23 protein-coding genes and 1 pseudogene are annotated in these 24,485 nt (G+C 65.7%); 10 read left to right on the plus strand and 14 right to left on the minus strand.

Annotation, left to right across the window (positions count from 1 at the left end):
* Window positions 1-5 precede the first annotated feature (5 nt).
* Both KHO49_RS25805 and KHO49_RS25810 read left to right on the plus strand, forming a co-directional pair.
* Window positions 6-1,421, plus strand: a complete 1,416-nt coding sequence (locus KHO49_RS25805) for an amino acid permease (protein WP_110594942.1) — start codon at window positions 6-8, stop codon at window positions 1,419-1,421.
* 152 nt (window positions 1,422-1,573) lie between these two features.
* A complete protein-coding gene (locus tag KHO49_RS25810) occupies window positions 1,574-2,905 on the plus strand; it encodes an OprD family porin (RefSeq protein ID WP_213666065.1) in 1,332 nt (443 codons plus the stop codon).
* A gap of 82 nt (window positions 2,906-2,987) precedes the next feature.
* Here the strand turns inward: KHO49_RS25810 and KHO49_RS25815 are convergent, their stop codons facing one another.
* From KHO49_RS25815 to KHO49_RS25860, 10 genes are all read right to left on the minus strand, one after another.
* On the minus strand, window positions 2,988-4,340 hold the full coding sequence (locus KHO49_RS25815) for an MFS transporter (protein WP_213666066.1): 1,353 nt from the start codon (window positions 4,338-4,340) through the stop codon (window positions 2,988-2,990).
* 102 nt (window positions 4,341-4,442) lie between these two features.
* Entirely contained in the window at window positions 4,443-5,432 is a 990-nt protein-coding gene (locus KHO49_RS25820) for an amidohydrolase family protein (protein ID WP_213666067.1), read from the minus strand.
* A complete protein-coding gene (locus tag KHO49_RS25825) occupies window positions 5,429-6,001 on the minus strand; it encodes a 3-hydroxyanthranilate 3,4-dioxygenase (RefSeq protein WP_016965505.1) in 573 nt (190 codons plus the stop codon). Before KHO49_RS25825 ends, KHO49_RS25820 begins: the two co-directional genes overlap by 4 nt.
* Window positions 6,002-6,003: 2 nt before the next feature.
* The gene (locus tag KHO49_RS25830; RefSeq protein ID WP_102880017.1) at window positions 6,004-6,438 is read right to left on the minus strand and encodes a RidA family protein; all 435 of its coding nucleotides are present in this window, start codon (window positions 6,436-6,438) and stop codon (window positions 6,004-6,006) included.
* On the minus strand, window positions 6,435-7,226 hold the full coding sequence (locus tag KHO49_RS25835; protein WP_213666068.1) for a 2-keto-4-pentenoate hydratase: 792 nt from the start codon (window positions 7,224-7,226) through the stop codon (window positions 6,435-6,437). Before KHO49_RS25835 ends, KHO49_RS25830 begins: the two co-directional genes overlap by 4 nt.
* Complete coding sequence (gene dmpG / locus KHO49_RS25840; RefSeq protein ID WP_213666069.1) at window positions 7,223-8,257, minus strand: 4-hydroxy-2-oxovalerate aldolase; 1,035 nt, start codon at window positions 8,255-8,257, stop codon at window positions 7,223-7,225. The genes KHO49_RS25835 and dmpG overlap by 4 nt, the downstream gene beginning before the upstream one ends.
* A 12-nt stretch (window positions 8,258-8,269) precedes the next feature.
* Window positions 8,270-9,208: an acetaldehyde dehydrogenase (acetylating) gene (locus KHO49_RS25845; protein ID WP_213666070.1), complete on the minus strand. Its 939-nt coding sequence runs from the start codon at window positions 9,206-9,208 to the stop codon at window positions 8,270-8,272.
* Window positions 9,209-9,221: 13 nt separating this feature from the next.
* Window positions 9,222-10,034, minus strand: a complete 813-nt coding sequence (locus KHO49_RS25850; RefSeq protein ID WP_110653015.1) for a 2-keto-4-pentenoate hydratase — start codon at window positions 10,032-10,034, stop codon at window positions 9,222-9,224.
* Window positions 10,035-10,047: 13 nt separating this feature from the next.
* Window positions 10,048-11,508 carry a 2-hydroxymuconic semialdehyde dehydrogenase gene (locus KHO49_RS25855; RefSeq protein WP_110594934.1) on the minus strand — a complete coding sequence of 487 codons (1,461 nt, stop codon included), beginning with the start codon at window positions 11,506-11,508 and terminating at the stop codon, window positions 10,048-10,050.
* A gap of 96 nt (window positions 11,509-11,604) precedes the next feature.
* Window positions 11,605-12,576, minus strand: coding sequence for a LysR substrate-binding domain-containing protein (locus KHO49_RS25860; RefSeq protein WP_110594933.1), 972 nt, complete (start codon window positions 12,574-12,576; stop codon window positions 11,605-11,607).
* A gap of 213 nt (window positions 12,577-12,789) precedes the next feature.
* On the opposite strand from KHO49_RS25860, the gene KHO49_RS25865 reads away from it, so the two are divergent.
* The 3 genes from KHO49_RS25865 to mnmH are packed head-to-tail and all read left to right on the plus strand — an operon-like array spanning window position 12,790 to window position 15,333.
* Window positions 12,790-13,155, plus strand: a complete 366-nt coding sequence (locus tag KHO49_RS25865) for a nuclear transport factor 2 family protein (protein WP_213666071.1) — start codon at window positions 12,790-12,792, stop codon at window positions 13,153-13,155.
* A 43-nt stretch (window positions 13,156-13,198) separates the two neighbouring features.
* On the plus strand, window positions 13,199-14,233 hold the full coding sequence (gene selD / locus KHO49_RS25870) for a selenide, water dikinase SelD (protein WP_047303467.1): 1,035 nt from the start codon (window positions 13,199-13,201) through the stop codon (window positions 14,231-14,233).
* A complete protein-coding gene (gene mnmH, locus KHO49_RS25875; protein ID WP_213666072.1) occupies window positions 14,233-15,333 on the plus strand; it encodes a tRNA 2-selenouridine(34) synthase MnmH in 1,101 nt (366 codons plus the stop codon). The genes selD and mnmH overlap by 1 nt, the downstream gene beginning before the upstream one ends.
* Window positions 15,334-15,393: 60 nt before the next feature.
* On the opposite strand, the gene KHO49_RS25880 is transcribed toward mnmH, so the two are convergent.
* From KHO49_RS25880 to KHO49_RS25895, 4 genes and pseudogenes are all read right to left on the minus strand, one after another.
* Window positions 15,394-15,735 carry a DUF3077 domain-containing protein gene (locus tag KHO49_RS25880; protein WP_016964563.1) on the minus strand — a complete coding sequence of 114 codons (342 nt, stop codon included), beginning with the start codon at window positions 15,733-15,735 and terminating at the stop codon, window positions 15,394-15,396.
* A 458-nt stretch (window positions 15,736-16,193) separates the two neighbouring features.
* Window positions 16,194-16,373: pseudogene (locus KHO49_RS25885) on the minus strand (type II toxin-antitoxin system HicB family antitoxin); the annotation flags it as partial.
* Between the two features lie 189 nt (window positions 16,374-16,562).
* Window positions 16,563-17,618, minus strand: coding sequence for a permease (locus KHO49_RS25890; protein ID WP_047303474.1), 1,056 nt, complete (start codon window positions 17,616-17,618; stop codon window positions 16,563-16,565).
* Between the two features lie 359 nt (window positions 17,619-17,977).
* Complete coding sequence (locus tag KHO49_RS25895; RefSeq protein ID WP_213666073.1) at window positions 17,978-18,640, minus strand: histidine phosphatase family protein; 663 nt, start codon at window positions 18,638-18,640, stop codon at window positions 17,978-17,980.
* A gap of 219 nt (window positions 18,641-18,859) precedes the next feature.
* Here KHO49_RS25895 and KHO49_RS25900 point away from each other — a divergent pair, with 219 nt between their 5' ends.
* From KHO49_RS25900 to KHO49_RS25920, 5 genes are all read left to right on the plus strand, one after another.
* Complete coding sequence (locus tag KHO49_RS25900; RefSeq protein ID WP_102864156.1) at window positions 18,860-19,564, plus strand: glutathione binding-like protein; 705 nt, start codon at window positions 18,860-18,862, stop codon at window positions 19,562-19,564.
* 1,165 nt (window positions 19,565-20,729) lie between these two features.
* Window positions 20,730-21,575 (plus strand): PhzF family phenazine biosynthesis protein, encoded by an 846-nt coding sequence (locus KHO49_RS25905; protein ID WP_102880006.1) that lies wholly within the window; start codon window positions 20,730-20,732, stop codon window positions 21,573-21,575.
* A 277-nt stretch (window positions 21,576-21,852) separates the two neighbouring features.
* The gene (hemB, locus tag KHO49_RS25910; protein WP_016962997.1) at window positions 21,853-22,827 is read left to right on the plus strand and encodes a porphobilinogen synthase; all 975 of its coding nucleotides are present in this window, start codon (window positions 21,853-21,855) and stop codon (window positions 22,825-22,827) included.
* A 111-nt stretch (window positions 22,828-22,938) separates the two neighbouring features.
* Window positions 22,939-23,460, plus strand: a complete 522-nt coding sequence (locus KHO49_RS25915; protein ID WP_102864158.1) for a sigma-70 family RNA polymerase sigma factor — start codon at window positions 22,939-22,941, stop codon at window positions 23,458-23,460.
* The gene (locus tag KHO49_RS25920; RefSeq protein ID WP_213666074.1) at window positions 23,457-24,428 is read left to right on the plus strand and encodes a FecR domain-containing protein; all 972 of its coding nucleotides are present in this window, start codon (window positions 23,457-23,459) and stop codon (window positions 24,426-24,428) included. Before KHO49_RS25915 ends, KHO49_RS25920 begins: the two co-directional genes overlap by 4 nt.
* Window positions 24,429-24,485: the final 57 nt, after the last annotated feature.

The raw sequence follows: 24,485 nt of genomic DNA on the forward strand, positions 1-24,485 counted from the left end.
GTGTCATGACAAAAACAATACGCACCTTCAAACAAGTGGCAGACCGTGAACACGGCCTCAAGCAAAGCCTGAGCAGCGGCCAGCTGTCGATGATCGCCATCGGCGGGGCCATCGGCACCGGGCTGTTTCTGGGCAGCAGTTTCGCCATCGGCTTTGCCGGCCCCAGCGTGCTGGTGAGCTACGCCATCGGCGCGGTAATCGCCCTGTTGCTGATGGGCTGTCTGGCGGAAATGACCGTGCGCCATCCGACGTCCGGCTCGTTCGGTTCATTCGCCGAATTCTATGTGGCGCCCTGGTTCGGCTTTGCCATCCGCTACGCCTACTGGGCCTCCATCGTGTTTGCCGTGGGCACGGAAATCACCGCGGCGGCGATGTACATGAAGTACTGGTATCCCGAGGTGCCCGGCGGTTACTGGATGCTCGGTTTCTCCCTGGCGCTGATCCTGGCCAACGCCTTCAGCGTCAAGGTGTTCGGCGGCATCGAGTATGTGTTCTCGCTGCTCAAGCTGTGCGCCATCCTGGTGTTCATCCTGCTCGGGGCCTGGGTGGTGTACGGCGCGGCGCCCGGCTCGGGCATCGGTTTTGCCAACTACAGCAACGAGGGCGGCTTCTTTCCCAACGGCGCCTGGGGCACCTGGGTGGCGGTGATCGTGGCCTTCTTCAGTTACCTGAGCATCGAGATGATCGCCGTGGCCGCGGGCGAGGCCAAGGACCCGGAACGTGCAGTGACCCGGGCCTTTCGCATCACCATGGTGCGCCTGGTGGTGTTCTACCTGCTGACCATCGCCCTGGTCCTGGCCATCGTGCCCTGGAGCCGCAACACCGGTGGCGAAAGCCCCTTTGTCATGGTCATGGCGGCCACCGGCATTCCCTATGCCGGCGGGGTGATCAATGCGGTGATCCTGGTGGCGGCGCTGTCGGCGATGAACAGCCAGCTGTACATCACCACGCGGCTGATGTTCAGCCTGTCCCGGGCCGGCCAGGCGCCGGCGCTGTTCGGGCGCCTGAGCCGCAACGGCGTGCCCCTGGCGGCGCTGCTGCTGTCGTCCCTGGGGATTGCCCTGGCCACCTTGCTGTACCTGGCCTACGCCGACCAGGCCTTCACCCTGATGATGTCGATCGCCATGTTCGGCGCCATGTTCACTTGGGCCGGGATCTTCCTTACCCACCTGTTCTTTCGCCGGCAACAGGGCTCCGAACCCTTGGCGTTCAAGCTCTGGGGCTACCCCTGGACCAGCCTGGGAGGGCTGTTGCTGATGCTGGCGGTGATGATCACCACGCTGTTCACCGAGCAGTTCTTCCTGACCCTGGTCTGTGGGCTGCCGTTCCTGGCGCTGATCCTGCTCATCTACTACCTGCGCTTTCGCGGCCAGCGCCCGCTGGACGCCGCGGCGCCCAAGCCGTTGCCGATCCAACCCTGAGTTCCGGACCACCCCGCTCGCGGGAGCCGGCTGGTCGGCGAAGCGGTCCGCGTGATCGCTTTCGCCGGCAAGCCGGCTCCTACGGGGCCTTTGGGTCCCTGTCGATCCCTGTCGCCACTTCTACAAAAACAATAATCCACAAGGGTTTTGCCATGTCTGACGTAATGCGCCGTTCACCGCTTTTGCTGTTACCGCTGCTGGGTTGCCTGCCCTGGACCGTCCAGGGGGCCGAGGAGGAGCCGGCCGGTTTCATCGAGGACAGCCATCTGCGCATCCAAGCCCGCAACTACTACCTCAACCGCAGCGTCCAGGACGGCCGTGCCGACCGCAAGGACTGGACCCAGGGCTTTATCGGCCGCTTCGAATCCGGGTTCACCCAGGGCACGGTCGGCGTCGGCGTGGATGCCTTCGCCACTCTCGGGCTCAAGCTGGATGCCTCCGGGGGCAAGACCGGCACCTATAACCTGCCGATCCACGACAACGGCAAGCCGGCGGACCAATACGCCAAGGCCGGTGCAGCGCTGAAACTGAAAGTCTCCGAAAGTGTGCTGCGTTTCGGCGAGCAGTCGGTGGACACCCCGGTGTTCGCCGTCGGCCACAACCGCCTGATCCCGGAAACCGCCACCGGCTTTGCCCTGGACAGTCAGGAACTGGACAAACTCAAGCTGCAGGCCGGGCATTTCACCTCGGCCACCGGCCACGTCACCACCAACAGCAATGGCGACCTCTGGGCCTTCTATGCTGGCGTCACCACGCCCTCGGTGGACTACCTGGGCGGCCAGTACCGGTTCACGCCTGACTGGGGCGCCAGCTTCTATGCGGCGCGTTTCGCCGACATCTGGAACCAGTACTACGCCAACCTCAATGGCCGTACCGACCTGGGGCAGGGCCAGCAGGCCGGTTTCGACCTCAACCTCTACCGCACCCTCGACACCGGTCGGGCCAGAGCCGGCGCCATCGACAACACCACCCTGGGTGCCTCGGTGTTCTATGGCCTGGGCGCCCACCGCCTGACCCTGGCGCTGCAGAACGTCGACGGCAACACCCCGTTCGACTACCTGGGCGTGGGCGACCTGGACCGCAACGGCCGCAATGGCCGCGACCAGGGCGCCTCGATCTACCTGCCCAACTCGGTGCAGTACTCAGACTTCAACGGCCCCAACGAGCGTTCCTGGCAACTGCGCTACGACCTGTCGCTGGCCGGCTACGGCATGCCCGGCTGGAACCTGATGACCCGCTACCTGCGCGGCTCCGGCATCGACGGCACGCACACCCCGGCAGGCAGCGCCTACGCCGGGATGTATGGCCAGGACGGCGTGCACCGCGAGATCAACTTCGAAGCGCGCTTTGTGGTGCAGAACGGCCCGCTCAAGGACCTGAGCTTTCGTCTGCGCCAGACCTGGCACCGGGCCAACGTGGCTCAGGGCGAGGGCAATATCGATGAGTTCCGGCTGATTACCGATTACCCGATCGATCTCTTCTGAATCGACCCGGCCTGACAGCAGCGAGCCGCGCCCCCGAAGAAGGCGCGGCTCGCTGCTATTGGACGATAACCTCGGCTTGGGCTCAGTCCTGTTCCATGGCCTTGCTCGTCGGTATTGCGGCCGAATGCCCCAGACGCTTCATCCAGCCCAGGGCCAATCCCGCCAGCAGCACCGGCACGGCGATCCAGGCGAAAAATTGCTGCAGGCCGCCGGCCTGGGCGAACAGCCAGCCACCGAGCAGCGAGCCGATGATCGAGCCGGCACGGCCCGCCGCCAGGGCCCAGGCCACGCCGGTGGCCCGGGAGGCGGTGGGGTAGAGGGTGGCGGCCACCACGCTGAGGTTGTTCAGGGTGCCGGTGAGGCTGAAGCCGGCCAGGAACACGATGGCCAGGGTGCCGGCGGCGCTGTGCAGTTGGCTGCCGGTCAGGGCCAGGGCGCAGGCGGCGATCAGGCACAGCCAGGGCAGGATGCGCAGGGCGCCGATACGGTCCATCAGCAGGGCCATGGCGATGCCACCGAGCACGCCGCCAAAGGGAATCATGGCGCTGATCCGTGCCGCGCCGCCGGTGTCGTAGCCGCTGGCCCGCAGCACCGTGGGCAGCCAGTTGGTCAGCAGGTAGAACACGAACAGGCAGCAGAAGAAGGTCAGCCACAGCAGCAGGGTGCGGGCCAGCTGGCCGGGGCTGAACAACGCTGAAAGTGGCGAGCGTGCGCCGGCCTCGCCGCTATCGCCCACCAGTCGCACCCGTTCCCAGTCGGACTGGCCGCTGATGCGGGTGATGATGCGGCGCAAGGTGGCGGTGTGGCGCGGGCTGTTGGCCATGAAGCACACCGATTCCGGCAGCGCCAGGTACAGCACCGGCAACAGCAGCAGAGGCGCCAGGCCGCCGATCAGCAGCAGGCCCTGCCAGCCCACCCGGGGCAGCAGCGCGCCGGCCACCGCGCCGCCCAGGGCCAGGCCCAGGGTGAAGCCGGAATAGCTCAGGGTCACCAGCAGCATGCGCCGCCGCGCCGGGGAGTATTCCGAGCTCAGGGTGATGCAGTTGGGCAGCACGCCGCCCAGGCCGATGCCGGTGACAAAGCGCAGGATGCTCAGCACTTCGATGTTCGGTGAAAGCGCCGTGGCCAGGGTTCCCAGGCCGAAGATCGCCACGCAAATCAGCAGTACGCTCTTGCGTCCGTGGCGGTCGGCCAGGGGGCCGAAGCAGAAGCTGCCCAGGAGCATGCCGAACAGCCCGGCACCGAAGGCCGGGGCCAGTTGCGCGCGTTCGATGTTCCAGCTGTGGATCAGCTCGGGGGCGATGTAGCCAATGGCGGCCGTGTCGAAACCGTCCAGCAGGACGATCAGGAAACACAGCAGCAACACGCGTATCTGCAAGGCGCCCAGTGGGCTGCGGTCGATGAGTTCACTCAGGTGTTGCGTTCGCTCGTACATGGGTGGCTCCTTATAGGTTTTGTTCGAGGCGGGCATGGGGTGCCCGCCGGATGACCACGGTGACGGGTGCAGCGAGGGGGATGAGGGGCTGAGTGCGGGCACTCAGTACAGGTTGAAGAAGTCCTGGGCGTTGCCGCCGAGCAGGCGTGCCTTGTCGGCTTCGGCCAGGGTCGGGTGTTCGGCGATGCCGCTGCCGATGCGCTGTTCGCCGAGGGGGAAGGGTGAGTCCGAACCCAGCATCACCCGTTCACTGCCCATCACTTTCACCAGCAGTTTCAGGGCGCCGGGATCGAACACCGCCGAGTCGACGAAGAAGCGTTTGACGTAGCTGGACGGCAACTGCGGGCAGTCTTCGCGGACGATGTCGCGGTGACGCCAGGCGTTGTCCACCCGCCCCAGAAGAAAGGCGAAGCCGCCACCGCCGTGGGCGAAGCAGATGCGCAGGGATTCGGGCAGGCGCTCGAACGCCCCGGAGAGAATCAGCGACAGAATCCCCAGCTGGGTTTCCGCCGGCATCGCCACCAGCCACGGCAGCATCCATTTGCGCATGCGCTCGCCGCCCATCATGTCCCAGGGGTGCACCAGCACCGGGATCTGGTTACGGGCGCAGTGATCGAGAAAGGTCACCAGATGATCGTGGTCCAGGTCGTGATTGCCCACGTGGTTGCCGATCTGCACGCCGACGTGGCCGATGGCCTGGGCCCGGCTGGCTTCGGCGCAGGCGGCGTCCAGGTCCTGCAGCGGCACCTGGGCCAGGACCTTGAGCCGGCGTTCGTGGCCGGCGGTCATGGCCATGGCCCGATCGTTCATCAACTGGGCCCAGGGCAGGGCCCGTTCGATGGGCGCGTCGTAGGCGAACATCACCGGCGTGGCGCACATGATCTGCAGGTCCAGGCCTTGCTCGTCCAGGTGCTCGACACGTCGCGCCGGGTCCCAGAGCACGTCGTGCACCGGACGAAAGGCTTTGTCGCCGACCATGATTTGGCCCCGGGCGCCGTCCTTGTGCAGCCAGGGCGCGCGCACCGGGTCCAGGCGCGCGGCCTCGGCCTGGCTGATGTCGGGGAAGAAGTGCGAATGCATGTCGATTTTCATAAGGGGGTCGCTGCCTTGAGGGTGTGGTGCCAGGTCTGCCAGTCGCGGCCCGGGTGGATTTCGCCGCAGCCGGTGCAACGCCGCTGCTCCTGGCTGGTGGCGTAGAACTCTTCGTAGACTGGAGGCAGGTCGTTGACGATGCTCTGCAGCTGCATTTCATAGCGCTGGATCAGCGTGCCGCAGCGGGCGCAGGACCATTGCAGGGCGTCCAGCAGGCCCTTGGGCCGCTGACGCTCCACCACCAGGCACAGGCTGCCGGGCTCTGGGCGTTGCGGGGAATGAATGACGTGGGGCGCCATCAGGTAGATGTCGCCCTCACGCAGGTCGATGCGTTCGTAGCGGCCGCGGTCCCAGATGTTCAGGTAGGCATTGCCCTTGAACTGATAGAAGAACTCTTCCATGGGGTCGTCGTGAAAGTCGGTGCGCTGGTTGGGGCCGCCGACCACGGTGACCATGAAGTCGGCGTCCTGCCACACCTGGCGGTTGCCCACCGGCGGTTGCAGCAGATGGGCATGTTCGTCCAGCCAACGGTTGAAGTTCAGCGGTGCGCTGTAGTGGTGCTTGTCCATTGTTATTGTTCTCGGCGATTGAGCGGGGCGTAGGCCACCGCCTTGATTTCGATGCGCAGGTGCGGATGCGGCAACTGATGCACGGCCACGGTGGTGCGGGTCGGGCCCTGTTCGTCGAAGTACTCGGCGTAGACCTGGTTGTAGGGACCGAAGTCGTTCATATCCACCAGGAAGGCGCTGATTTCCACCAGGTCCTGCAGCCCGGCGTTTTCGCTGGCGAGGATATCGCGGATGTTCTCGATCACCGCCCGGGTCTGGGCGCGAATGTCCAGGCAGGTGGTGCCCAGCTCGTCCACTTCGACGCCGTCGAAGCTGTTGTCCGGGCGCCGGGAGCTGGTGCCGGAGACGAACAGCAGATCGCCGGCGCGCTTGATATGGGGGAAGCGGCCCCGAGGCTTGGCCTTGCCCGGCACCAGGGTGGCGCGGTTGACGGTCATGAGCGTTCTCCTTGGGCCTGGCCGCTGCAGGTGAAGGCGCATTCGCCGTAGCCATTGATCTCCACCGTCAACTGCGCGCCGGGTGTCAGGGCCACGGCGGCGGTGGCGGCGCCGGCCATGATCAGGCTGCCGGCGGGCAGGCTGATGTCGGCCCGGGCCAGCAGTTGCGAGGCGTGCACCAGGCTGCGCAGCGGATGGCCGAGGATCGCCGCGGTCGAACCGGCCTCCACCAGGGCACCGTCCAGGCGCATCAGTACCCCGGCGTTGGCCAGGGTGGAAAAATCCCGGGACCAGGGGCCGACCACCAGCCCGGCCGAGGAGCAGTTGTCCGCCACCACGTCTTCCAGGCTGAATTTGAACGCCTCGTAGCGCGAGTCGATGATCTCGATGGCCGGGGCCACGGCCTCCAGATAGTCCACGGCTTCGAGCTGGGTCAGCGGCCGGTCGATGGCGCGCCGGGTGAGGAAGCACAGCTCCGGTTCGGCCCGGGGGTGGATGTAGCGATCCAGGTTCAGCAGGCCGCCGTCCTCTTCCAGCATGGCGTCGGTGAGCCAGCCCCAGATCAGGCTGTCGACGCCCATCTGCAGCATCTTGGCGCGGCTGGTGAAGCCCAGCTTGAGGCCGATCATGCGTTCGCCATCGGCGTAGCGGTGGGCCATGGAGGCGCGCTGGATCTGGTAGGCCTGCTCCAGGTTGAAGGGCCTGTGCCGGCTGAACTGGGGCAGGGCGCGAGCGTTGCGCGCGGCCTGATCCAGGGCGCTGGCGATGGGGGCAAGATCGAGGTTCATGGGCGGGACTCCCGGGCAGCGAGCAGGTCGAGGGCGACGTCGACGATCATGTCTTCCTGGCCACCGACCATGCGCCGGCGGCCGAGCTCGACCAGGATGTCGACGGTTTTCAGGTCGTACTTGTGGGCGGCTTGTTCGGCGTGGCGCAGGAAGCTGGAGTAGACCCCGGCGTAGCCCAGGGCCAGGGTTTCGCGGTCGACCCGCACCGGTCGGTCCTGCAGCGGGCGCACCAGATCGTCGGCGGCGTCCATCAGGCGATAGAGGTCGGTGCCGTGGTTCCAGCCCAGCTTGTCGGCGGCGGCGATGAACACTTCCAGCGGCGCATTGCCGGCCCCGGCGCCCATGCCGGCGAGGCTGGCGTCGATGCGCTGGCAGCCTTCTTCCACCGCCACCAGGGAGTTGGCCACCCCCAGGCTGAGGTTGTGGTGGGCGTGCATGCCGGTGGCGGTGTCCGGCTTGAGCACGGCCTTCAGCGCCCGAAAGCGCAGGCGGATGTCCTGCATGTTCATGGCGCCTCCGGAGTCCACCACGTAGATGCAGGTGGCGCCGTAGCTTTCCATTTTCTGCGCCTGGACGGCGAGATTTTCCGGGCTGGTCATGTGGCTCATCATCAGAAAGCCCACGGTGTCCATGCCCAGTTCCCGGGCGCATTCGATGTGCTGGCGCGAGACATCGGCCTCGGTGCAGTGAGTGGCCACCCGCACCACTCGGGCGCCGGCCCGGTAGGCGGCCTTGAGGTCGTGCACGGTGCCGATGCCGGGCAGCAGCAGAGTGGCGATGCGCGCGTGTTCGAGCACATCGGCCGCGGCTTCGATCCATTCCAGATCGGTGTGGGCGCCGAAGCCGTAGTTGAAGCTGGAGCCCTGCAGGCCGTCGCCGTGGGCCACTTCAATGCTGTCGACCCGGGCCGCGTCCAGGGCCCGGGCGATGGCCTGGACCTGATCCAGGCTGTACCGGTGGCGGATGGCGTGCATGCCGTCACGCAGGGTCACGTCGGAAATGTAGAGCTTGTTGCCGGGGTTGAAAGTCATGGCGAAGCTCCTTCAGCGGTTGAGCAGCGACTGGGCCATGCGCTCGGCGGTGGCCAGCGCGGCGCAGGTCATGATGTCGAGGTTGCCGGCGTAGGCGGGCAGGTAATGGGCGGCGCCCTCGACCTCCAGGAATACCGAGGTCTTGAGCCCGCTGAAACGCCCCAGGCCCGGGATCAGCAGCGGCGCCGAGGCCGGGATCGGCTCGAACTGCACCTGCTGCTTGAGCCGGTAGCCGGGCACATAGGCCTGCACCGCCGCGGCCATCTCGTCGATGGAGGCGGCGATCTCCCGCTGATCGGCGGCGGCCGACAGCATCAGCACCGTGTCGCGCATGATCAGCGGCGGTTCGGCCGGGTTCATGACGATGATCGCCTTGCCCCGGGTGGCCCCGCCGAGGGTCTCGATGGCGTGGCGAGTGGTCTCGGTGAACTCGTCGATATTGGCCCGGGTGCCGGGGCCGGCGGATTTGCTGGCAATCGAGGCGACGATTTCCGCGTAGTGCACCTGGGCCACCCGCGACACCGCGGCCACCATGGGAATGGTCGCCTGGCCGCCGCAGGTGACCATGTTCAGGTTGAGGCTGTTCAGGTGTTGCTCCAGGTTGACCACCGGAATGCAGTAGGGGCCGATGGCCGCCGGGGTCAGGTCGATCAGGCGGATGCCCGGCTTGGCCTGGCGCAGCACGGCCTCGTGGTGCTGGTGGGCGGCGGCCGAGGTGGCATCGAAAACGATGTCGATGGCGGCAAACTCGGGCATGCGCAGCAGGCCTTCGACGCCTTCGTGGGTGGTGGCCACGCCCAGGCGCCGGGCCCGTTCCAGGCCGTCGGAAGCCGGGTCGATGCCGACCATGGCGCTCAGTTGCAGGTGCCGGGCCTGACGCAGGATCTTCAGCATCAGGTCGGTGCCGATATTGCCCGAGCCGATGATCGCGGCCTTGAGGGTTGGGTTCATGCGTGGCTCCGGTTCATTGGACGCTGGCGAAGGCGGCGCTGACGCTGCCCAGGCCCTGGATGTGCGCGGTGAAGCGATCTCCCGGCTGCACCGCGACCATGGGCCCGAGGGCGCCGGTCAGGAGGATGTCGCCGGCCCGCAGCGGCGCGCCCAGGCGGGCCAGGGTGTCGGCCAGCCACAGGGCGGCGTTCAGCGGGTTGCCCAGGCAGGCGGCGCCGGCGCCCACCGACACCGGTTCACCTGCGCGAGTCAGGCTCATGCCGCAGCGCACCAGATCGAGTTTTTCCAGGGCCACCGGCTGGCTGCCGAGCACGAACAGTCCGCTGGAGGCGTTGTCGGCGATGGTGTCGCTGAGGCGGATGTCCCACTGGGCAATGCGGCTGCCGACAATCTCGATGGCCGGCAGGGCAAAGGCGGTGGCGCGGATCAGGTCGGCCACCGTGTGGCGCTCATGGTTCAGGTCATGTTCCAGCACCAGGGCCACCTCGGCTTCGACCTTGGGCTGGCAGGTGTCGCTCCAGGCGATGGGCTGGTCGTCACCGCGGGCCATGTCGGCGAACAGCTGGCCGAAGTCCGGCTGGTCCACCCCCAGTTGCTGCTGCACGGCGCGGGAGGTCAGGCCGATCTTGTGGCCTACCGGGCGGCGTCCGGCATCGATGGCCGCCAGGTTGTTGTAGTGCTGCACCTGGTAGGCCAGGTCGGCCAGGGAGGTGTGGGGTTGTGCGGCCTGGGCCTGGGCAATCAGCTCGCGCACCGGGGCGCAGGGCTGGCCGTTGAGCTGGGCCTGGCGCAGGTGGTGCGCCGCTTCAATCAGGTCTGCATGCATGTCGGGGTGCCCCTCAAGGGTTGACGCAGATGGTGGTGATCTCGGAGTAGAAATCCAGGGAGTGACGGCCGCCTTCGCGCCCCACGCCCGAGAGCCTTGTGCCGCCGAACGGCGTGCGCAGGTCGCGCAGGAACCAGGTGTTGACCCAGACCATGCCCACACGGAAGCGCCGGGACAGCTGATGGGCGCGCTTCAGATCACGGGTCCACAGGGCCGTGGCCAGGCCATAGGCCGAGTCGTTGACCCGGCGCAGCACTTCGTCCTCGGTGTCGAACGGAGCGATGTGGCAGACCGGGCCGAACACCTCTTCGCGCAGGCAACGGGCATGGTCCGGCAGGTCGGTCCAGATCGTCGGCTGGACGTAGGCGCCCTGGTCCCGGGCATCGCCGAACTGCGGAATGCCGCCGCCGCTGACCAGGGTCGCGCCTTCCTCCAGGGCCAGCTGGAAGTAGCCCAGGACCTTGTCCCGGTGCTTGTGGGAAATCAGCGAACCCATGTTCACCCCGTCTTCATCGGGGTAGCCGATCTTCAACTGTTCGGCGCCGGCCTTGAGGGCCGCGACGAAGCGCTGGTAGATCGGCCGTTCGACGTAGACCCGCTCCGAGCACAGGCACACCTGCCCGGCGTTGGTGAAGCTTGCGCGCAGCACCCCGGCCACCGCGGCGTCGAAATCGCAGTCGGCGAACACCACCGCGGCGTTCTTGCCGCCCAGCTCGAAGGACACCTCGCGCACGCCTTCGGCGGCGGCTTTCATGATGGTGGCGCCGGTACGGGATTCGCCGGTGAAGGTGATGGCGTCGACGTCGCGGTGGGCGGTGAGGAATTCCCCGGCCGAATTCGGTCCGAAGCCGTGCACCAGGTTGAACACGCCGGCCGGCACCCCGGCGTCGCGCATCACTTCGGCCAGCAGGGTGGCGCTGGAGGGGGTGTCCTCGGACGGCTTGACCACCACCGAGTTGCCGCAAGCCAGGGCCGGGGCGACTTTCCAGGTGAGCAGCAACAGCGGCAGGTTCCACGGCGAGATGATCGCCACCACGCCGTGGGGCTTGCGCACGCTGTAGCTGAACACGTCATTGCCGTCGGCGCCGCGCATCTCGAAGATTTCGCCGCCGGATTGGCGCAGCAGCTCGGCGAAGGTGCGGAAATTCTGCACCGCGCGGGCCACGTCCAGGGTCCGCGCCTGTTGCACCGGGCGCCCGGTGTCGGCGACTTCGGCGGCGACGAACGCCTCGAAACGCGCCTCGATGCCGGCGGCAATCCGCAGCAGCAGGTCGGCGCGCTGGCTGGCGCTGTAATCGGCCCAGGGGCCGGACTGCGCCGCCTTGGCCGCGGTCACGGCGCGGTCCACCTGGGATCGGTCGGCCTCGCAAACCTGGCCCAGCACGCGGCCGTCGACCGGGGAGATATTGGCAAAGGTCTGGGGGCTGGCGACGAACTCGCCGTCGATGAAATGGCGCAGCAGGGCAGTGGACACTTGAACCTCCGAAACATGGGTTTCGGGGCGAGTGTAGGAAGGCCTGGTATTAGTGAATAATCAAAGATCGGTCGCTAACTATTAATAATTGGAATATCAGGGTGAAGCCTGGATCGGCGCTTGCCCGCTGTCGGACTCTGCCCGGGCCAGGTCCAGGCATTCGCGAAACAGCCGGGCCGCCGGGCCCAGATTGCGCTGGGCGGCGTAGAAGCAACCGATCTCGCCGAACTGCAGCGGCGTCCCCAGATCGAAAGCCTGGAGCATGCCGGCCTGGATGAACTGCAACGAGGCCTCATAGGGCATCAGGGCCACGGTGCGCTGATCCTGCATCAGGGTGATGTTGGTGAGGATCGACAGCGACTCGGCAACATTGTCCGGCGTCGGCAGGCCATTGTCGGCGAACAACCGGTCGGCGGTGCGCCGCAGCAACGAGTCGCGGGTCGGCAGCACCCAGGGGTAGGCGTGCAGGTGTTCTAGGCTGACCGGCGTCTGCTGGTGCAACGGGTGATGGGCGCCGGCGACGATGCTCAAGTCCTCGCGGTACAGCACGTCGACCTCCAGGGCCTCGCTGCGCCGGTGCCAGTCGTCCGGCACTCGGCCCACCACCAGATCCACATCGCCCACCGCCAGCGCCGGGAACAACTGGTCCATCTGCCCGACCCGCAATGACACCAGCACCCCCGGCGCGCGCTGCTTGAGCAACTGGATGGCCCGGGGCAGCAGCGAGGTCGAGGCCGAGATCAGGGTGCCGACCATCACCTGCCCCGAGGTGCCTTCCTGGAAAGCGTTGACCTCGTCGGTCAGGGCCCGCAGTTCCGCCAGCAACGACTTGGCTCGTTGCACCACCACCTGGCCCAGCTCGGTGGCGCTGACCCCGCGGTTGCTGCGCACCAGCAGCGGCGCCTCGAAGTAGGATTCCAGCTCGTGAATGATCTTGGTCACCGCCGGCTGAGTCAGGTTCAGCGCCTGGGAGGCGCGCACCAGCGAGCCGCTTTGCAGCACCTGCTCGAACACCACCAACTGGTGGAACTTGAGCTTGCGGGCGATGGACTGGGTGGTGAATTTCATGGCGGGCTCCGTCAGCGTCTTGCCCTGGCCTCGGGTGAGGGGCGGGGGGGCGCTTTTGTGGGTATGAGGACAAGCGTGCCCGGGCAGGGCGCTGCAAGCCTAACCAAAGTCCGGCGCATTTGCTTGGTTCAAGCGCTACCGCAGGTGTCCGGTCTTGAGGGGCAGGGCGCGGATGCTAGAGTGCGCCACTGATCCGCCGCCCCGGGAGTGACCATGGAATTGTCCGACCACCTGTTGATGCTCGAACGCCAACTGCAACAAGCCGAAGTGCGCGCCGATCGCCAGGCGCTGGAAGCCTTGCTGGCCGATGACTTTCTCGAATTCGGCGCCAGCGGCGGACGTTGGAACAAGGCCCAGGTGCTGCACGGCCTGCCGCAGCAGGACTTCATCGAACGGCGCATCAGCGAGTTTGCGCTGCAGCGCCTGGCGGCCGATCTGGCCCAGGTCACCTACCTGTGCCATAACGCCGCAGCCGGTGGGCGCGCGGCCGGCAGCGCCTGGCGCAGTTCGCTGTGGCGCTGCCGCGAAGGGCGCTGGCAGATGCTGTTCCATCAGGGCACGCCTCGGCCCAGTGCCTGAGGGCTCTGCTAGAATCCCGGTCCCAGACTTGACGAGGTGCCCCATGAGCGAGCCGATTCGCCTGACCCAGTACAGCCACGGAGCCGGCTGCGGCTGCAAGATTTCCCCCCAGGTGCTGGAGGTGATTCTGGCCGGCAGCGGGGCGCAGAACCTCGATCCCAAGCTCTGGGTCGGCAACGCCTCGCGCGATGACGCGGCGGTCTACGCCATCGACGAAGAACGCGGCGTTGTCTCCACCACCGACTTTTTCATGCCCATCGTCGACGACCCCTTCGACTTCGGCCGCATCGCCGCCACCAACGCCATCAGCGACATCTACGCCATGGGCGGCGACCCGTTGATGGCGATTGCCATTCTCGGCTGGCCGGTGAACGTGCTGGCCCCGGAAATCGCCCGGGAAGTGATCCGCGGCGGCCGCGCGGTGTGCGACGCGGCGGGCATTCCCCTGGCGGGCGGCCATTCCATCGACGCGCCGGAGCCGATCTTCGGTCTGGCGGTGACCGGGCTGGTGGAAAAACGCTTCATGAAACGCAACGACACGGCCACCGCCGGCTGCCTGCTGTACCTGACCAAGCCCCTGGGGATCGGCGTGCTCACCACCGCCGAGAAAAAGGGCAAGCTGCGCGACGCCGACATCGGCCTGGCCCGCGACTGGATGTGCACCCTGAACAAGCCCGGCAGCCGTTTCGGCAAGCTCGAAGGGGTGACCGCGATGACCGACGTCACCGGTTTCGGCCTGCTCGGGCACCTGGTGGAAATGGCCGACGGCAGCGGCCTGACCGCGCAGATCCACTACGACCGCGTGCCTCGTTTGCCTGGGGTCGAGTACTACCTGGATCAGGGCTGCGTGCCCGGTGGCACCTTGCGCAACTACAGCAGCTACGCCGAGAAGATCGGCCGGGTCCAGGAGCTGCACAAACGCGTGCTCTGCGATCCACAGACCAGTGGCGGCCTGCTGGTGGCGGTGACCCCGCAAGGCAATGCCGAGTTCCTCGCCCTGGCGGCGGAGCTGGGCCTGGAACTGGCGCCCATCGGTGAACTGGTGGAGCGACAGAGCCACGCGGTCGAGGTGTTCTGATGCCTCTGGACTGCACCGACTACCGCGAGATATTCCTCAACGACCGGCCGATGATGGACACCCGGGCGCCGATCGAATTCACCAAGGGCGCCTTTCCCGGGGTGCTCAACCTGCCACTGATGACTGACCAGGAACGCCAGCGGGTCGGCACCTGCTACAAGCAGCAGGGCCAGCAGGCGGCGATTGTCCTGGGCCATCAACTGGTGTCCGGCGACATCAAGCAACAGCGCGTCCAGGCCTGGGCCGATTTCGCCCGGGCCCACCCCAACGGCCTGCTGTACTGCTTCCGTGGCGGTCTGCGCTCGCAGATCGTCCAGCAGTGGCTCAGGGAAGCGGGCATTGACTACCCGCGGGTTGGCGGCGGCTACAAGGCCATGCGTACCTTCCTGCTGGACACCACCGAACAGGCGTTGCAGCAGTGTGATTTTGTCCTGTTGGGGGGCATGACCGGCACCGGCAAGACCGAAGTGCTGGGCCAGCTGGACAACGCCCTGGACCTGGAAGGCCACGCCAACCACCGCGGCTCCAGCTTCGGTCGCCGCGCCACCGGACAGCCGAGCAACATCGACTTCGAAAACCGTCTGGCGGTGGACCTGCTGAAAAAGCGTGAGCGCGGCGTGCAGGCTTTTGTCCTGGAAGACGAAAACCGCATGATCGGCAGCTGCGCCTTGCCGCTGCCGCTGTACCAGAGCATGCAGGGCCTGCCCATGGTCTGGCTGGAAGACCGCCTCGACAGCCGGGTGCAGCGCATCCTTGACGATTACGTGGTCAACCTCAGCGCCGAGTTCGTGGCCGTGCATGGCGAAGAAGGTTTTGCCCTGTTTGCCGAACGCCTGCTGGAAAGCCTGAACAAGATCCACAAACGCCTGGGGGGCGAGCGTCACCAGCGCCTGTTCCTGCTGATGGAAGCGGCCCTGGCGGAACAGGCCCGCAGCGGTGACGTGGAGCTGCACCGGGCCTGGATCGAAGGCTTGCTGGGCGAATACTACGACCCGATGTACGCCTTCCAGCGCGAGAGCAAGGGCGCGCGGATCGAGTTCAGCGGCGATCACGGCGCCGTGCTCGATTACCTGCGCCAGCGCCAGCCGCCATCGCGCTAGCGCGCTAGCGCTCAATAACCCGCGCGCTCGCAGCACCTGAGCGCGCGGTATGCGTGGGCGTCAGCCGGCAGGGCGTGGACGGTCGAGCAAGGCCTCGACCACGGCCCTGGCCATTTCCACGGAATGCACCATGGACCAGATCAGGCCGCGTTCGATGCCGCTGGCGCGCTCGGTGATTTCATCGGACACCTCCTCGGCGCACTTGAGCAGCAGGGCGACGTGCCTCAGGGCCTCTTCAGCGCTGACCCCGGCTTGCACGCTGAACAGGGTATTGCCCTGGGCATCGCGCAGGCCGAACGGGCGTGCCTGGGTCGGTTTCAGCGCGCTGAGCAGGTTGGCGTTGGCGCGATCCAGTTCTGGGTCGCGCAGTGGGCGGGGTGGATCGGGGACGAGCTTTTTCATTGGGGTACCTACGACTCTAAGGTTAAGTAGAGCCGCCGGTCTCGCTTCCACACGAGAGGGTGGCAGCCGTGCGTGGGTGTGGAAGACCGGGGAGTCTTTTGGTACCCAAAACCCGGCGCACCCGAAGGTGCCCCACGCATGGCCGCCATAACACGTATCCGCAGGCGCAAAGCGTCGGCAGGTGCGTTGAAGCGTTGTACCTATGACCCTTCCGGACTTCCACATCCGAGCCGCTGATTGTGCAGCGACCGGGGGAGACTGCCTGACGAACACCAAGGGCACAAGCCGCTCAAAGGCGTTGGCGATTCTCTCGGACAAGCCTTACAAAACAAAGCGAAAACTCTGGTTTTGGGAGCGGCATTCCCTGACCAGTGTGTTTCAAGACGATGCGGTGGAGGAGGCGCGGCACTTCGATTGGAAACCTGTACTCAACGGAGTTGAGCGGGGACAGCCGAGTGTTTGCAGCTGCTCAAATAGTCATCGACCGCCTCTTTGAATGCGACCTCCAGCTCAGCCAGGGTTTGTCCTTCATAGCTCACCAGGGCACTGATGAACTGGAGCCTGCCAAATAGGCAGTGGTCCTCGGCGCTGACTTCGATAGAGCCGTAGACGCCCTTGTGTTGCAGCAAGTTGTTCACGGTAGCAAGGCCTCCGAGTCTGCGTTGTTCGATGACGTGGCGACGTATCGCGGTCTTTAGCTCAGGACCGGGGTGCGCTTTGTGCAGGTTGCACATTGCGCCGAGATCCAGTCGATGCCAATGCCAAGAGTCGATGTGTCGCTGCCTATCCGGGGCGGGCCCGAAACGGAGGCAGCGACCACCAGGGTTCTACAACAACACCGCACCAATCAACCCGCAAACAATCCCCACCAGCATGGTCAGCACGGCCACGGTCACCAGCACTCGGGCATCGAAGTCTTTGCGCAGCATCAGCAGCGACGGCAGGCTGATGCTCGGCAGGGTCATCAGCAGGGCCACCGCCGGGCCTGTACCCAAGCCCAGGGTCATCATGGTCTGGACGATGGGAATCTCTGCCGCTGTAGGGATCACGAACAGGGTCCCGGCAATCGCCAGCGGCACCAGCCACCACAGGCTGTCACCCATGGCGCCGTCGATATGGGGGAACAGCCAGACCCGCGCCGCGCCCAACACCAGTACTGCCAGCACGTAGATCGGAATGGTGCTCCAGAACAGTTGCCACAGGGTCTTGCCCCAGCGGCTGAGGAACGGCTGGTCGTTCACCGTGCTGGCTTCCACCACCGCATCCACCGCGGCTTCCGGCAGTTGCTCGGGGCCGGCGACCCGCTGCGCCACCAGGGACACGCCCAGCACCAGGACAATGCCCGCCACCAGGCGCAGGGCGGAAAAGCCCCAGCCCAGGACAAAGCCCATGAACACCAGGGTCGCGGGGTTGAGCACCGGGTTGGCGATCCAGAACGCCAGGGCCGCGCCCACCGAGACCTTCTGCCGACGCAGGCCAGCAGCCACCGGCGCGGCGCAGCAGGAACACATCATGCCCGGCAAGGCGAACAGCCCACCGCGCAGGGTCGAGCCGAAACCGGCGCGGCCGAACAGGCGCAGCAGCCAGTCCCGGGGAATCAATACCTGCAACAGGGAACCCAAGATCACCGCCAGCACCGCGGCTTTCCAGATGGCCAGGAAGTACACCTGGGAATAGGCCAGGGCGGCGCTCCAGGGCGAGCTTTGCTGATCGTTGAGGATCGACGCGCCGATGCTGTGGCTGTCGGCGGCGACAAAGGCCTTGAGGTAGTAGGGCGACCACTTCACGTAATACAGGCCGATGGCGGCCACGAGCAGGAACAGCAGGGGTTTGCACCAGAACGCCCAGCCGCGAGCGGGCTGGGTGGAGGCGAGGTTGGACATGAAGGGGTTTCCGCACAAAGACAATAAGCGCGAATTGTAGCCGCTGGCGCCGGTGCGCCGCGAACCGATCTCGTCCGGCCTTGCCTGGCGATCCCTCGTCGGAGCGCTGTCGGCCTTGAGAGCGTCGCGTCCCTACGGGCCGTTCGCAGCCTGCGGCAGCGGCTACACCAATCTCGGATCGGCACTGGCCCTGTAGCCGCTGCCGAGCGTCAGCGAGGCTGCGCAAAGGCCCGCAGGGCCTTGCTTGGCGATCTCCCGCCGAACGCGCAGCAACCTAAAGATCGTGGCGTCTCCTGCGGAGCCGTTCGCAGCCTGCGGCAGCGGCTACAGGGGCGGAGGGCGCCTGTAGTCCGGAACCATCAGCTCGGGCAATCCTGCTCGCCGCCGTCCAGGCCCTGCTTGTAGCTCTGGCTGTGCAGGCTGGCCTTGCCGTTGCGCCAGGTCAGGGTCAGCACGTACAGCGAGTCGAAGTCGCTGGAGGCCCAATCCTCGGTGATCGGGCGCCGCTGGCCCACGGCTTCTTCGGCGACTTTGTTGATCAGCTCCGGCAGGTAGCCGTGGGACCAGGCGGTGTAGATGATCGAGTTGTGGTAGCGGTCGTGCAGCAGTTCGTCCGCCAGGTCGCTGGTGTCATTGGCGGCAAAATCGATGTTCACCGGCAGGCCGAGCTTGATGGCGCTGGGGCTGATGGTCATCAAGGGGCGGATGTAGCTGTAGGAATTGTCCAGCTCGCCTTCCTCGACATTGCGCGTCGGGTTGGCGGCGAACACGTACTGCGCCTTGCCGAACTTTTCCGGCAGCAGCGAGGCCAGGTCGATGGCTCGGTTCAGGCCCTGGCAGTTGAGCTGGCCGAGGCCGCCGGCGGGCTTTTCCGCGTGGCGCAGGAACACCAGGGTCTGAGTGCCGTCCACCGGTTGTGCGCGGCTGACGCTGGACTCAAGCGACAGGCACAGGGCACTGCCCAGCAGCAAGGCCGGTAGCAGCAGGTAGGCACGGTTCTTGATGCGGTGGAGCAGGGGCATGGCGGGATTCTTCAGCGCAAGGGGTGGAGGCTGACAAACCTGTGTATTCCCTGTCATCACGGCCGGTGAAGGCAGTGCTTCTGAGTCCCTGGACGGCGTTTGGTTCGATGAGGCGCCAGACTAACCGCGGTATGTTGCCGATTTAAGAAAACCCGGCGGATAATCGCCGACCGTTGCCTCGTGTGGCGCCCCCCTTTTGACTGTCATTGGAAGCCTGTCATGACCGATCTTTCCGCCTTTGCCGTGACCCAGAAATGGCCTGCGCAGTTTCCCGAATGGATTCAACTGTATTCCCTGCCGACCCCCAATGGGGTCAAGGTTTCGATCATGCTCGAAGAGATCGGCCTGCCTTATGAAGCGCACCGGGTCAGCTTCGAGACTCAGGATCAGATGACCCCGGAGTTTCTCAGCGTCAGCCCGAACAACAAGATCCCGGCGATTCTCGATCCCCATGGTCCTGGCGACCAGCCGCTGGCGTTGTTCGAGTCGGGGGCGATCCTGATTTATCTGGCGGACAAGAGCGGGCAACTGCTGGCTCAGGAGTCGGCGGCGCGTTATGAAACCATCCAGTGGCTGATGTTCCAGATGGGCGGCATCGGGCCGATGTTCGGGCAGGTGGGGTTCTTCCACAAATTCGCCGGCAAGGACTACGAGGACAAGCGGCCGCTGGAGCGTTATGTGAACGAGGCCAAGCGCTTGCTGGGGGTGTTGGACAAGCATCTAGAAGGACGCGAGTGGATCATGGGTGAGCGTTACACCATTGCCGATATTGCGACCTTTCCGTGGATTCGGAATTTGGTCGGGTTTTATGAGGCGGGCGGGTTGGTGGGGATTGATAGCTTCCCGCAGGTGCAGCGGGTGCTGGCCAAGTTTGTGGCGCGGCCGGCGGTGATCCGTGGGTTGGAGATTCCCAAGGTGGTTTGAGGTGTTTTTTTTGGGGTGGGGCGTGAAGGGGGGGACATATTCGGTGCTGCGGTAACGGCCGCTTATGGTTTCGCTCTTGCAGCGAGTGGGAGGGGGGACATATCCGTTCCTGCGGGTGCGGCTGCTTATGGTTTCGCCCTTACGGCGAGTCCCTTTTTACAAACGCCTAAAAAGGAACCAAAAACGCTTGCCCCTCCATTGGCCCCTCGCTAGGGCTCGGGGTTCCCTCGCTTCGGCATTGCTCCGGGGGCCCGCCGCCAACCGGCCATCCATGGCCGGGTGGCGGCTAGCTCGGCATCCATGCCGAGCTGCCCCCTACGCAACGCCTACGCTCGGCCGGCTGGGAAGGGGCCGGAAGATCAAGAGCAAGAGCAAGAGCAAGAGCAAGAGCAAGATCAAGATCAAAAGCCAAAGCCAAGGTGCGCAGGCTGGCTCTTTGTAGCCGCTGCCGAAGGCTGCGAAACCAGGCGATGCGATATGTCAGGAATATCGGGGAGGCAGGTTTAGCGTCTCCTGCGGAGCCGTTCGCAGCCTGCGGCAGCGGCTACATGTAACGCGAACGGCAATGAAACAGGCAGGCCGCCGCCAGATTTTGATCTTGCTTTTGATTTTGATCTGAACGCCCCGTTAACCACGATGGCCGAACGCAGGCATTGATCCGTGGGTAACCCGGCAGGACGCCGGGTTAGCCGCCACCCGGCCATGGATGGCCGGTGGCGGCGGCCCACGGATCAATGCCGGAGTTCGGGCATGCCGAGCCTAGGCGAGGCACCGAGTGGAGGGGCAGGAGCCTTTGGTTACTTTGGGCTTTTCAAAGTGACTCGCTGTAAGAGCGAAACCGTCAGCGGCCGCACCCGCAGCAACGGATATGTACACAGCCCACTCGCTGCAAGAGCGGAACCCTAAGCGGCCGTTACCGCAGCAACGGATATGTACACAGCCCACTCGCTGCAAGAGCGGAACCCTAAGCGGCCGTTACCGCAGCAACGGATATGTACACAGCCCACTCGCTGCAAGAGCGAAACCCTAAGTAGCCCTGACCGCAGCACCGGATATGTACCCCGTCCCACTCGCTGTAAGAGCGAAACCACCAACCGCCACACCCGCAGCAACGAATATGTACACTTCACCCCCAGCTCCCCCACCGACCCCAGGCCCCCTCTAAATGCCCGCCCTGAACTTCAAGCAAATCGACGTCTTCAGCGCCACCCCCCTCAAGGGCAACCCCCTGGCCGTGGTGTTCAACGCCGACGAGCTCAGCGACGAACGCATGGCCGCTTTCGCCACCTGGACCAACCTCAGCGAAACCACCTTCCTGCTCAAACCCCGCGACCCCCGGGCCGACTATCGCTTGCGGATCTTCACCACCACCCAAGAGCTGCCCTTCGCCGGTCACCCGACCCTGGGCAGTTGCCACGCCTGGCTCGAAGCCGGCGGTGTGCCCCAGGGCGAGGAGATCATTCAGGAGTGCGAAGTCGGTCTGGTACGCATCCGCCGTCAGGGCAATCAACTGGCCTTTCTCGCGCCGCCGCTGCTCAAGTCCGGCCCGGTGGAGCCCGAGGTGCTGGAGCAGGTGCGTCGCGGCCTGAACCTGGCGCCCGGGGATATCCTGCAGGCGCAGTGGGTCGACAACGGCGCCGGCTGGCTGGCGGTGATGCTCGGCGAGCGCCAGCAGGTGCTGGATCTGCAACCGGACTACCCGGCACTGATCGGCCTGGCCGTAGGGGTGATCGCACCCTGTGACCCCGAGCGCGATGACACCGATGCACAGTTCGAAGTGCGGGCCTTTATCGCCGGCGACGGCATGCCCGAGGACCCGGCCACCGGCAGCCTCAACGCTGGTATCGCCCAGTGGTTACTGGGCGCCGGGCTGGCGCCGTCGCGCTATCGGGTTAGCCAGGGCCTGAGCATGGGCCGCGCTGGCAGGATCGAGGTGCAGCAGTTGGGTGATGAGGTGTGGATCGGTGGGGCCGCGGTCACCTGTATCGAAGGCAAGTTTCTCGCGGGGTGAAGCAGCGGCAAGCTTCCAGGTGCAAGCCAAGCGCGGCGCTCTTGTCACTTGCTGCTCGAAGCTTGTCGCTGCTCCTTGACCTTGCGTCAGATGGTCGCAGGCCGGCCTGTGCGGGCCCTCGCCAAGCCCATGAATAGCGGGCCTGGCGCTGATTGTTGGCAGATTCGCAAGACTCTCTTGAGCCGTGCGGGTTTGTACCCTGGCGGCTCTGGGCATAAGCTTTCTGCCTTTTTTCGCCATCGCTCGTGTTGTTTCGCGCTCAGCCTTAGGAAAAATCATGTCCAGCCAGTTCCCAGAAGCCCGTCCCCGTCGCCTGCGTCGCTCCGAACAACTGCGCAGTCTGTTCCAGGAAACCGAATTCACCCTCAACGATCTGGTGCTGCCGATTTTCGTCGAGGAGGAAATCGACGATTTCGTGCCGATCAAGAGCATGCCCGGGGTGATGCGCATTCCCGAATCCAAGCTGGCCGGGGAGATCGAGCGCTACGCCCGCGCCGGGATCAAGTCGGTGATGACCTTCGGTGTGTCGCACCACCTGGACTGCGATGGCAGCGATACCTGGAAGGAAAACGGCCTGGTGTCGCGCATGTCGCGCATCGCCAAGGACGCGGTGCCGGAGATGATCGTGATGTCCGACACCTGCTTCTGCGAATACACCGAGCACGGCCACTGTGGCGTGATGCACGGCCATGAAGTGGACAACGACCAGACCCTGATCAACCTCGGCAAGCAGGCGGTGGCTGCGGCCCGTGCCGGCGCCGACGTGATCGCGCCGTCGGCGGCCATGGACGGGCAGGTCCAGGCCATCCGCCGGGCCCTGGACGCCGCCGGGTTCACCCAGACGCCGATCATGGCCTATTCCACCAAGTTCGCTTCGGCGCTCTACGGCCCGTTCCGCGAAGCGGGCGGCAGTGCGCTCAAGGGCGACCGCAAGAGCTACCAGATGAACCCGATGAACCGTCGCGAAGCGGTGCGCGAATCCCTGCTGGACGAGCAGGAAGGCGCCGATTCGCTGATGGTCAAGCCCGCCGGGGCCTACCTGGACATCATCCGCGACATCCGCGAGGCCTCGCGGCTACCGGTGGCGGCGTATCAGGTCAGCGGCGAGTACGCGATGATCAAGTTCGGCGCCCAGGCCGGGGCCATCGACGAGCAGCGCGTCGTGCGTGAGAGCCTGGGTTCGATCAAGCGCGCTGGTGCTGACCTGATCTTCACCTACTTCGCCATGGACCTGGCCCTGGCCGGGATCTGACCAGGCCCCCGCCGTACCGCCACGAACGTCGTCCGGCGTTCGTGGCTCTTGCCAAGACTTCCGCCCCTACATGACAATGCGATTCATTATCAAATATGAATCCTTATTGTCATGCCCGCCGACGACTTATCCCTGCGCAGTGCCGTCACCGATCTGTACACCCATCACCACGGCTGGCTGCAGGGCTGGTTGCGCCAGCGCCTGGGCAACACCTTCGATGCTGCCGATCTGGCCCAGGACACCTTCGTGCGGGTGCTCAAGGCGCGCAATGCCCTGGAGATCCGCGAGCCGCGGCCCTACCTGTCGCGCATCGCCAATGGCTTGCTGATCGATCTGTTTCGCCGCCGCTCCCTGGAGCAGGCGTACCTGGAGGCCCTGGCGCTGGTGCCCGAGGGCGAGCAGCCGTCGCCGGAGGAGCAGAACCTGATGCTCCAGGCGCTGTTGGAAGTTGACCGCCTGCTGGACGGCCTGGGGGCCAGGGTCAAGCAGGCTTTCCTGCTGTCCCAGTGCGATGGCCTGACCTACGAGCAGATCGCCGAACGCCTGCAGATCTCGGTGCGCAGCGTCAACAACTACATGGCCAAGGCCATGGAGCATTGCTGCCTGATGCAGATGCGGATGCAGCTGTCATGAGTTTTGCCAACCTGCAACTGAGCGTGGGCGAGCGCCAGGCCATCAGCGGTGCGGCGCGCTGGTATGCGCAGTTGCGCTCCGGCACAGCGAGCGAACAGGAGCAGGCAGCCTGGCGCGAATGGCTGGCCGCCGACCCCTTGCATCGCCAGGCCTGGGAACGCATGCAGCAACTGGGCGAGCAGATGTCGGCCCTGCCTGGCGGTCTGGCCGGTTCCACCTTGCGCGGCGCCGGGCGCTCGCGCCGCGAGCTGATGCGCAATCTGGTGGTGCTGGCTTCGGCCGGCTCCCTGGGCTGGTTGGGCTGGCGCAGCGACAGCGCCCAGCAATTGCTGGCGGACTATCGAACCCAGGTCGGCGAGCGCCGCGAAGTGCGCCTGGCGGACGGCAGTGCATTGCTGCTCAACACCGACACTTCAGTGAATGTGGCTTTCGACGGTCAGCAGCGCCGGTTGCAGTTGCTCTGGGGCGAGATGCTGGTGAGCACCGGCATTGATGCTCTGCACAGGCCATTGCGGGTCATCACCCGCCACGGCGAGGTCCAGGCCCAGGGCGCGCGTTTCGTGTTGCGCAGCGAAGAGCGCGAGGATCAGGTGGCGGTGCTGGAGCAGGGCGTGCAGGTCAGCCTGGGCAACGGTATGGCGTCGCGCCGAGTCGAGGCCGGCCAGCAACTGGCGTTCAGCACTGGAGGCTTTGCTGCGCTGCGGTCCAGCGATGCGTCGGTGGGCGCCTGGCGCCAGGGCAGCATCATCGCCCTCGACCGACCCTTGGGGGACTTGCTGGCGGACCTGTCGCGCTATCGCCGCGGTGTGGTGCAGTGCGATCCGCAGATTGCCGGCCTGAAGATTTCCGGGGCCTTTCCCATCGACGACACTGATCGCGCCCTGGCGGCGCTTGAGAGCGGTTTCTCGCTGCGCATCGAGCGCTACACCCGCTATTGGGTGCGGGTGTCCCAGCGCCGCGTCGGCTGAAACCAAACGGTAAAAATAATTATTCCGGTCTTTGCACTTTTGCCCACTCTGATCCGG

The organism is Pseudomonas sp. RC4D1 (genome assembly GCF_018390395.1).
Taxonomy (GTDB): Bacteria; Pseudomonadota; Gammaproteobacteria; order Pseudomonadales; family Pseudomonadaceae; genus Aquipseudomonas; species Aquipseudomonas danubii.

Excerpts from the sequence above, each read along its gene's own strand:
- KHO49_RS25850 (WP_110653015.1), bottom strand. The coding sequence starts at position 10,034 with ATGCATGCAGACCTGATTGAAGCGGCGCACCACCTGCGCCAGGCCCAG.
- KHO49_RS25900 (WP_102864156.1), top strand. The coding sequence starts at position 18,860 with ATGACCGATCTTTCCGCCTTTGCCGTGACCCAGAAATGGCCTGCGCAG.
- dmpG (WP_213666069.1), bottom strand. The coding sequence starts at position 8,257 with ATGACTTTCAACCCCGGCAACAAGCTCTACATTTCCGACGTGACCCTG.
- KHO49_RS25810 (WP_213666065.1), top strand. The coding sequence starts at position 1,574 with ATGTCTGACGTAATGCGCCGTTCACCGCTTTTGCTGTTACCGCTGCTG.
- KHO49_RS25835 (WP_213666068.1), bottom strand. The coding sequence starts at position 7,226 with ATGAACCTCGATCTTGCCCCCATCGCCAGCGCCCTGGATCAGGCCGCG.
- KHO49_RS25830 (WP_102880017.1), bottom strand. The coding sequence starts at position 6,438 with ATGACCGTCAACCGCGCCACCCTGGTGCCGGGCAAGGCCAAGCCTCGG.
- KHO49_RS25815 (WP_213666066.1), bottom strand. The coding sequence starts at position 4,340 with ATGTACGAGCGAACGCAACACCTGAGTGAACTCATCGACCGCAGCCCA.
- KHO49_RS25890 (WP_047303474.1), bottom strand. The coding sequence starts at position 17,618 with ATGTCCAACCTCGCCTCCACCCAGCCCGCTCGCGGCTGGGCGTTCTGG.
- KHO49_RS25860 (WP_110594933.1), bottom strand. The coding sequence starts at position 12,576 with ATGAAATTCACCACCCAGTCCATCGCCCGCAAGCTCAAGTTCCACCAG.
- KHO49_RS25845 (WP_213666070.1), bottom strand. The coding sequence starts at position 9,208 with ATGAACCCAACCCTCAAGGCCGCGATCATCGGCTCGGGCAATATCGGC.
- KHO49_RS25895 (WP_213666073.1), bottom strand. The coding sequence starts at position 18,640 with ATGCCCCTGCTCCACCGCATCAAGAACCGTGCCTACCTGCTGCTACCG.
- KHO49_RS25905 (WP_102880006.1), top strand. The coding sequence starts at position 20,730 with ATGCCCGCCCTGAACTTCAAGCAAATCGACGTCTTCAGCGCCACCCCC.
- KHO49_RS25805 (WP_110594942.1), top strand. The coding sequence starts at position 6 with ATGACAAAAACAATACGCACCTTCAAACAAGTGGCAGACCGTGAACAC.
- selD (WP_047303467.1), top strand. The coding sequence starts at position 13,199 with ATGAGCGAGCCGATTCGCCTGACCCAGTACAGCCACGGAGCCGGCTGC.
- mnmH (WP_213666072.1), top strand. The coding sequence starts at position 14,233 with ATGCCTCTGGACTGCACCGACTACCGCGAGATATTCCTCAACGACCGG.
- KHO49_RS25865 (WP_213666071.1), top strand. The coding sequence starts at position 12,790 with ATGGAATTGTCCGACCACCTGTTGATGCTCGAACGCCAACTGCAACAA.
- KHO49_RS25920 (WP_213666074.1), top strand. The coding sequence starts at position 23,457 with ATGAGTTTTGCCAACCTGCAACTGAGCGTGGGCGAGCGCCAGGCCATC.
- KHO49_RS25880 (WP_016964563.1), bottom strand. The coding sequence starts at position 15,735 with ATGAAAAAGCTCGTCCCCGATCCACCCCGCCCACTGCGCGACCCAGAA.
- KHO49_RS25820 (WP_213666067.1), bottom strand. The coding sequence starts at position 5,432 with ATGAAAATCGACATGCATTCGCACTTCTTCCCCGACATCAGCCAGGCC.
- KHO49_RS25915 (WP_102864158.1), top strand. The coding sequence starts at position 22,939 with ATGCCCGCCGACGACTTATCCCTGCGCAGTGCCGTCACCGATCTGTAC.
- hemB (WP_016962997.1), top strand. The coding sequence starts at position 21,853 with ATGTCCAGCCAGTTCCCAGAAGCCCGTCCCCGTCGCCTGCGTCGCTCC.
- KHO49_RS25825 (WP_016965505.1), bottom strand. The coding sequence starts at position 6,001 with ATGGACAAGCACCACTACAGCGCACCGCTGAACTTCAACCGTTGGCTG.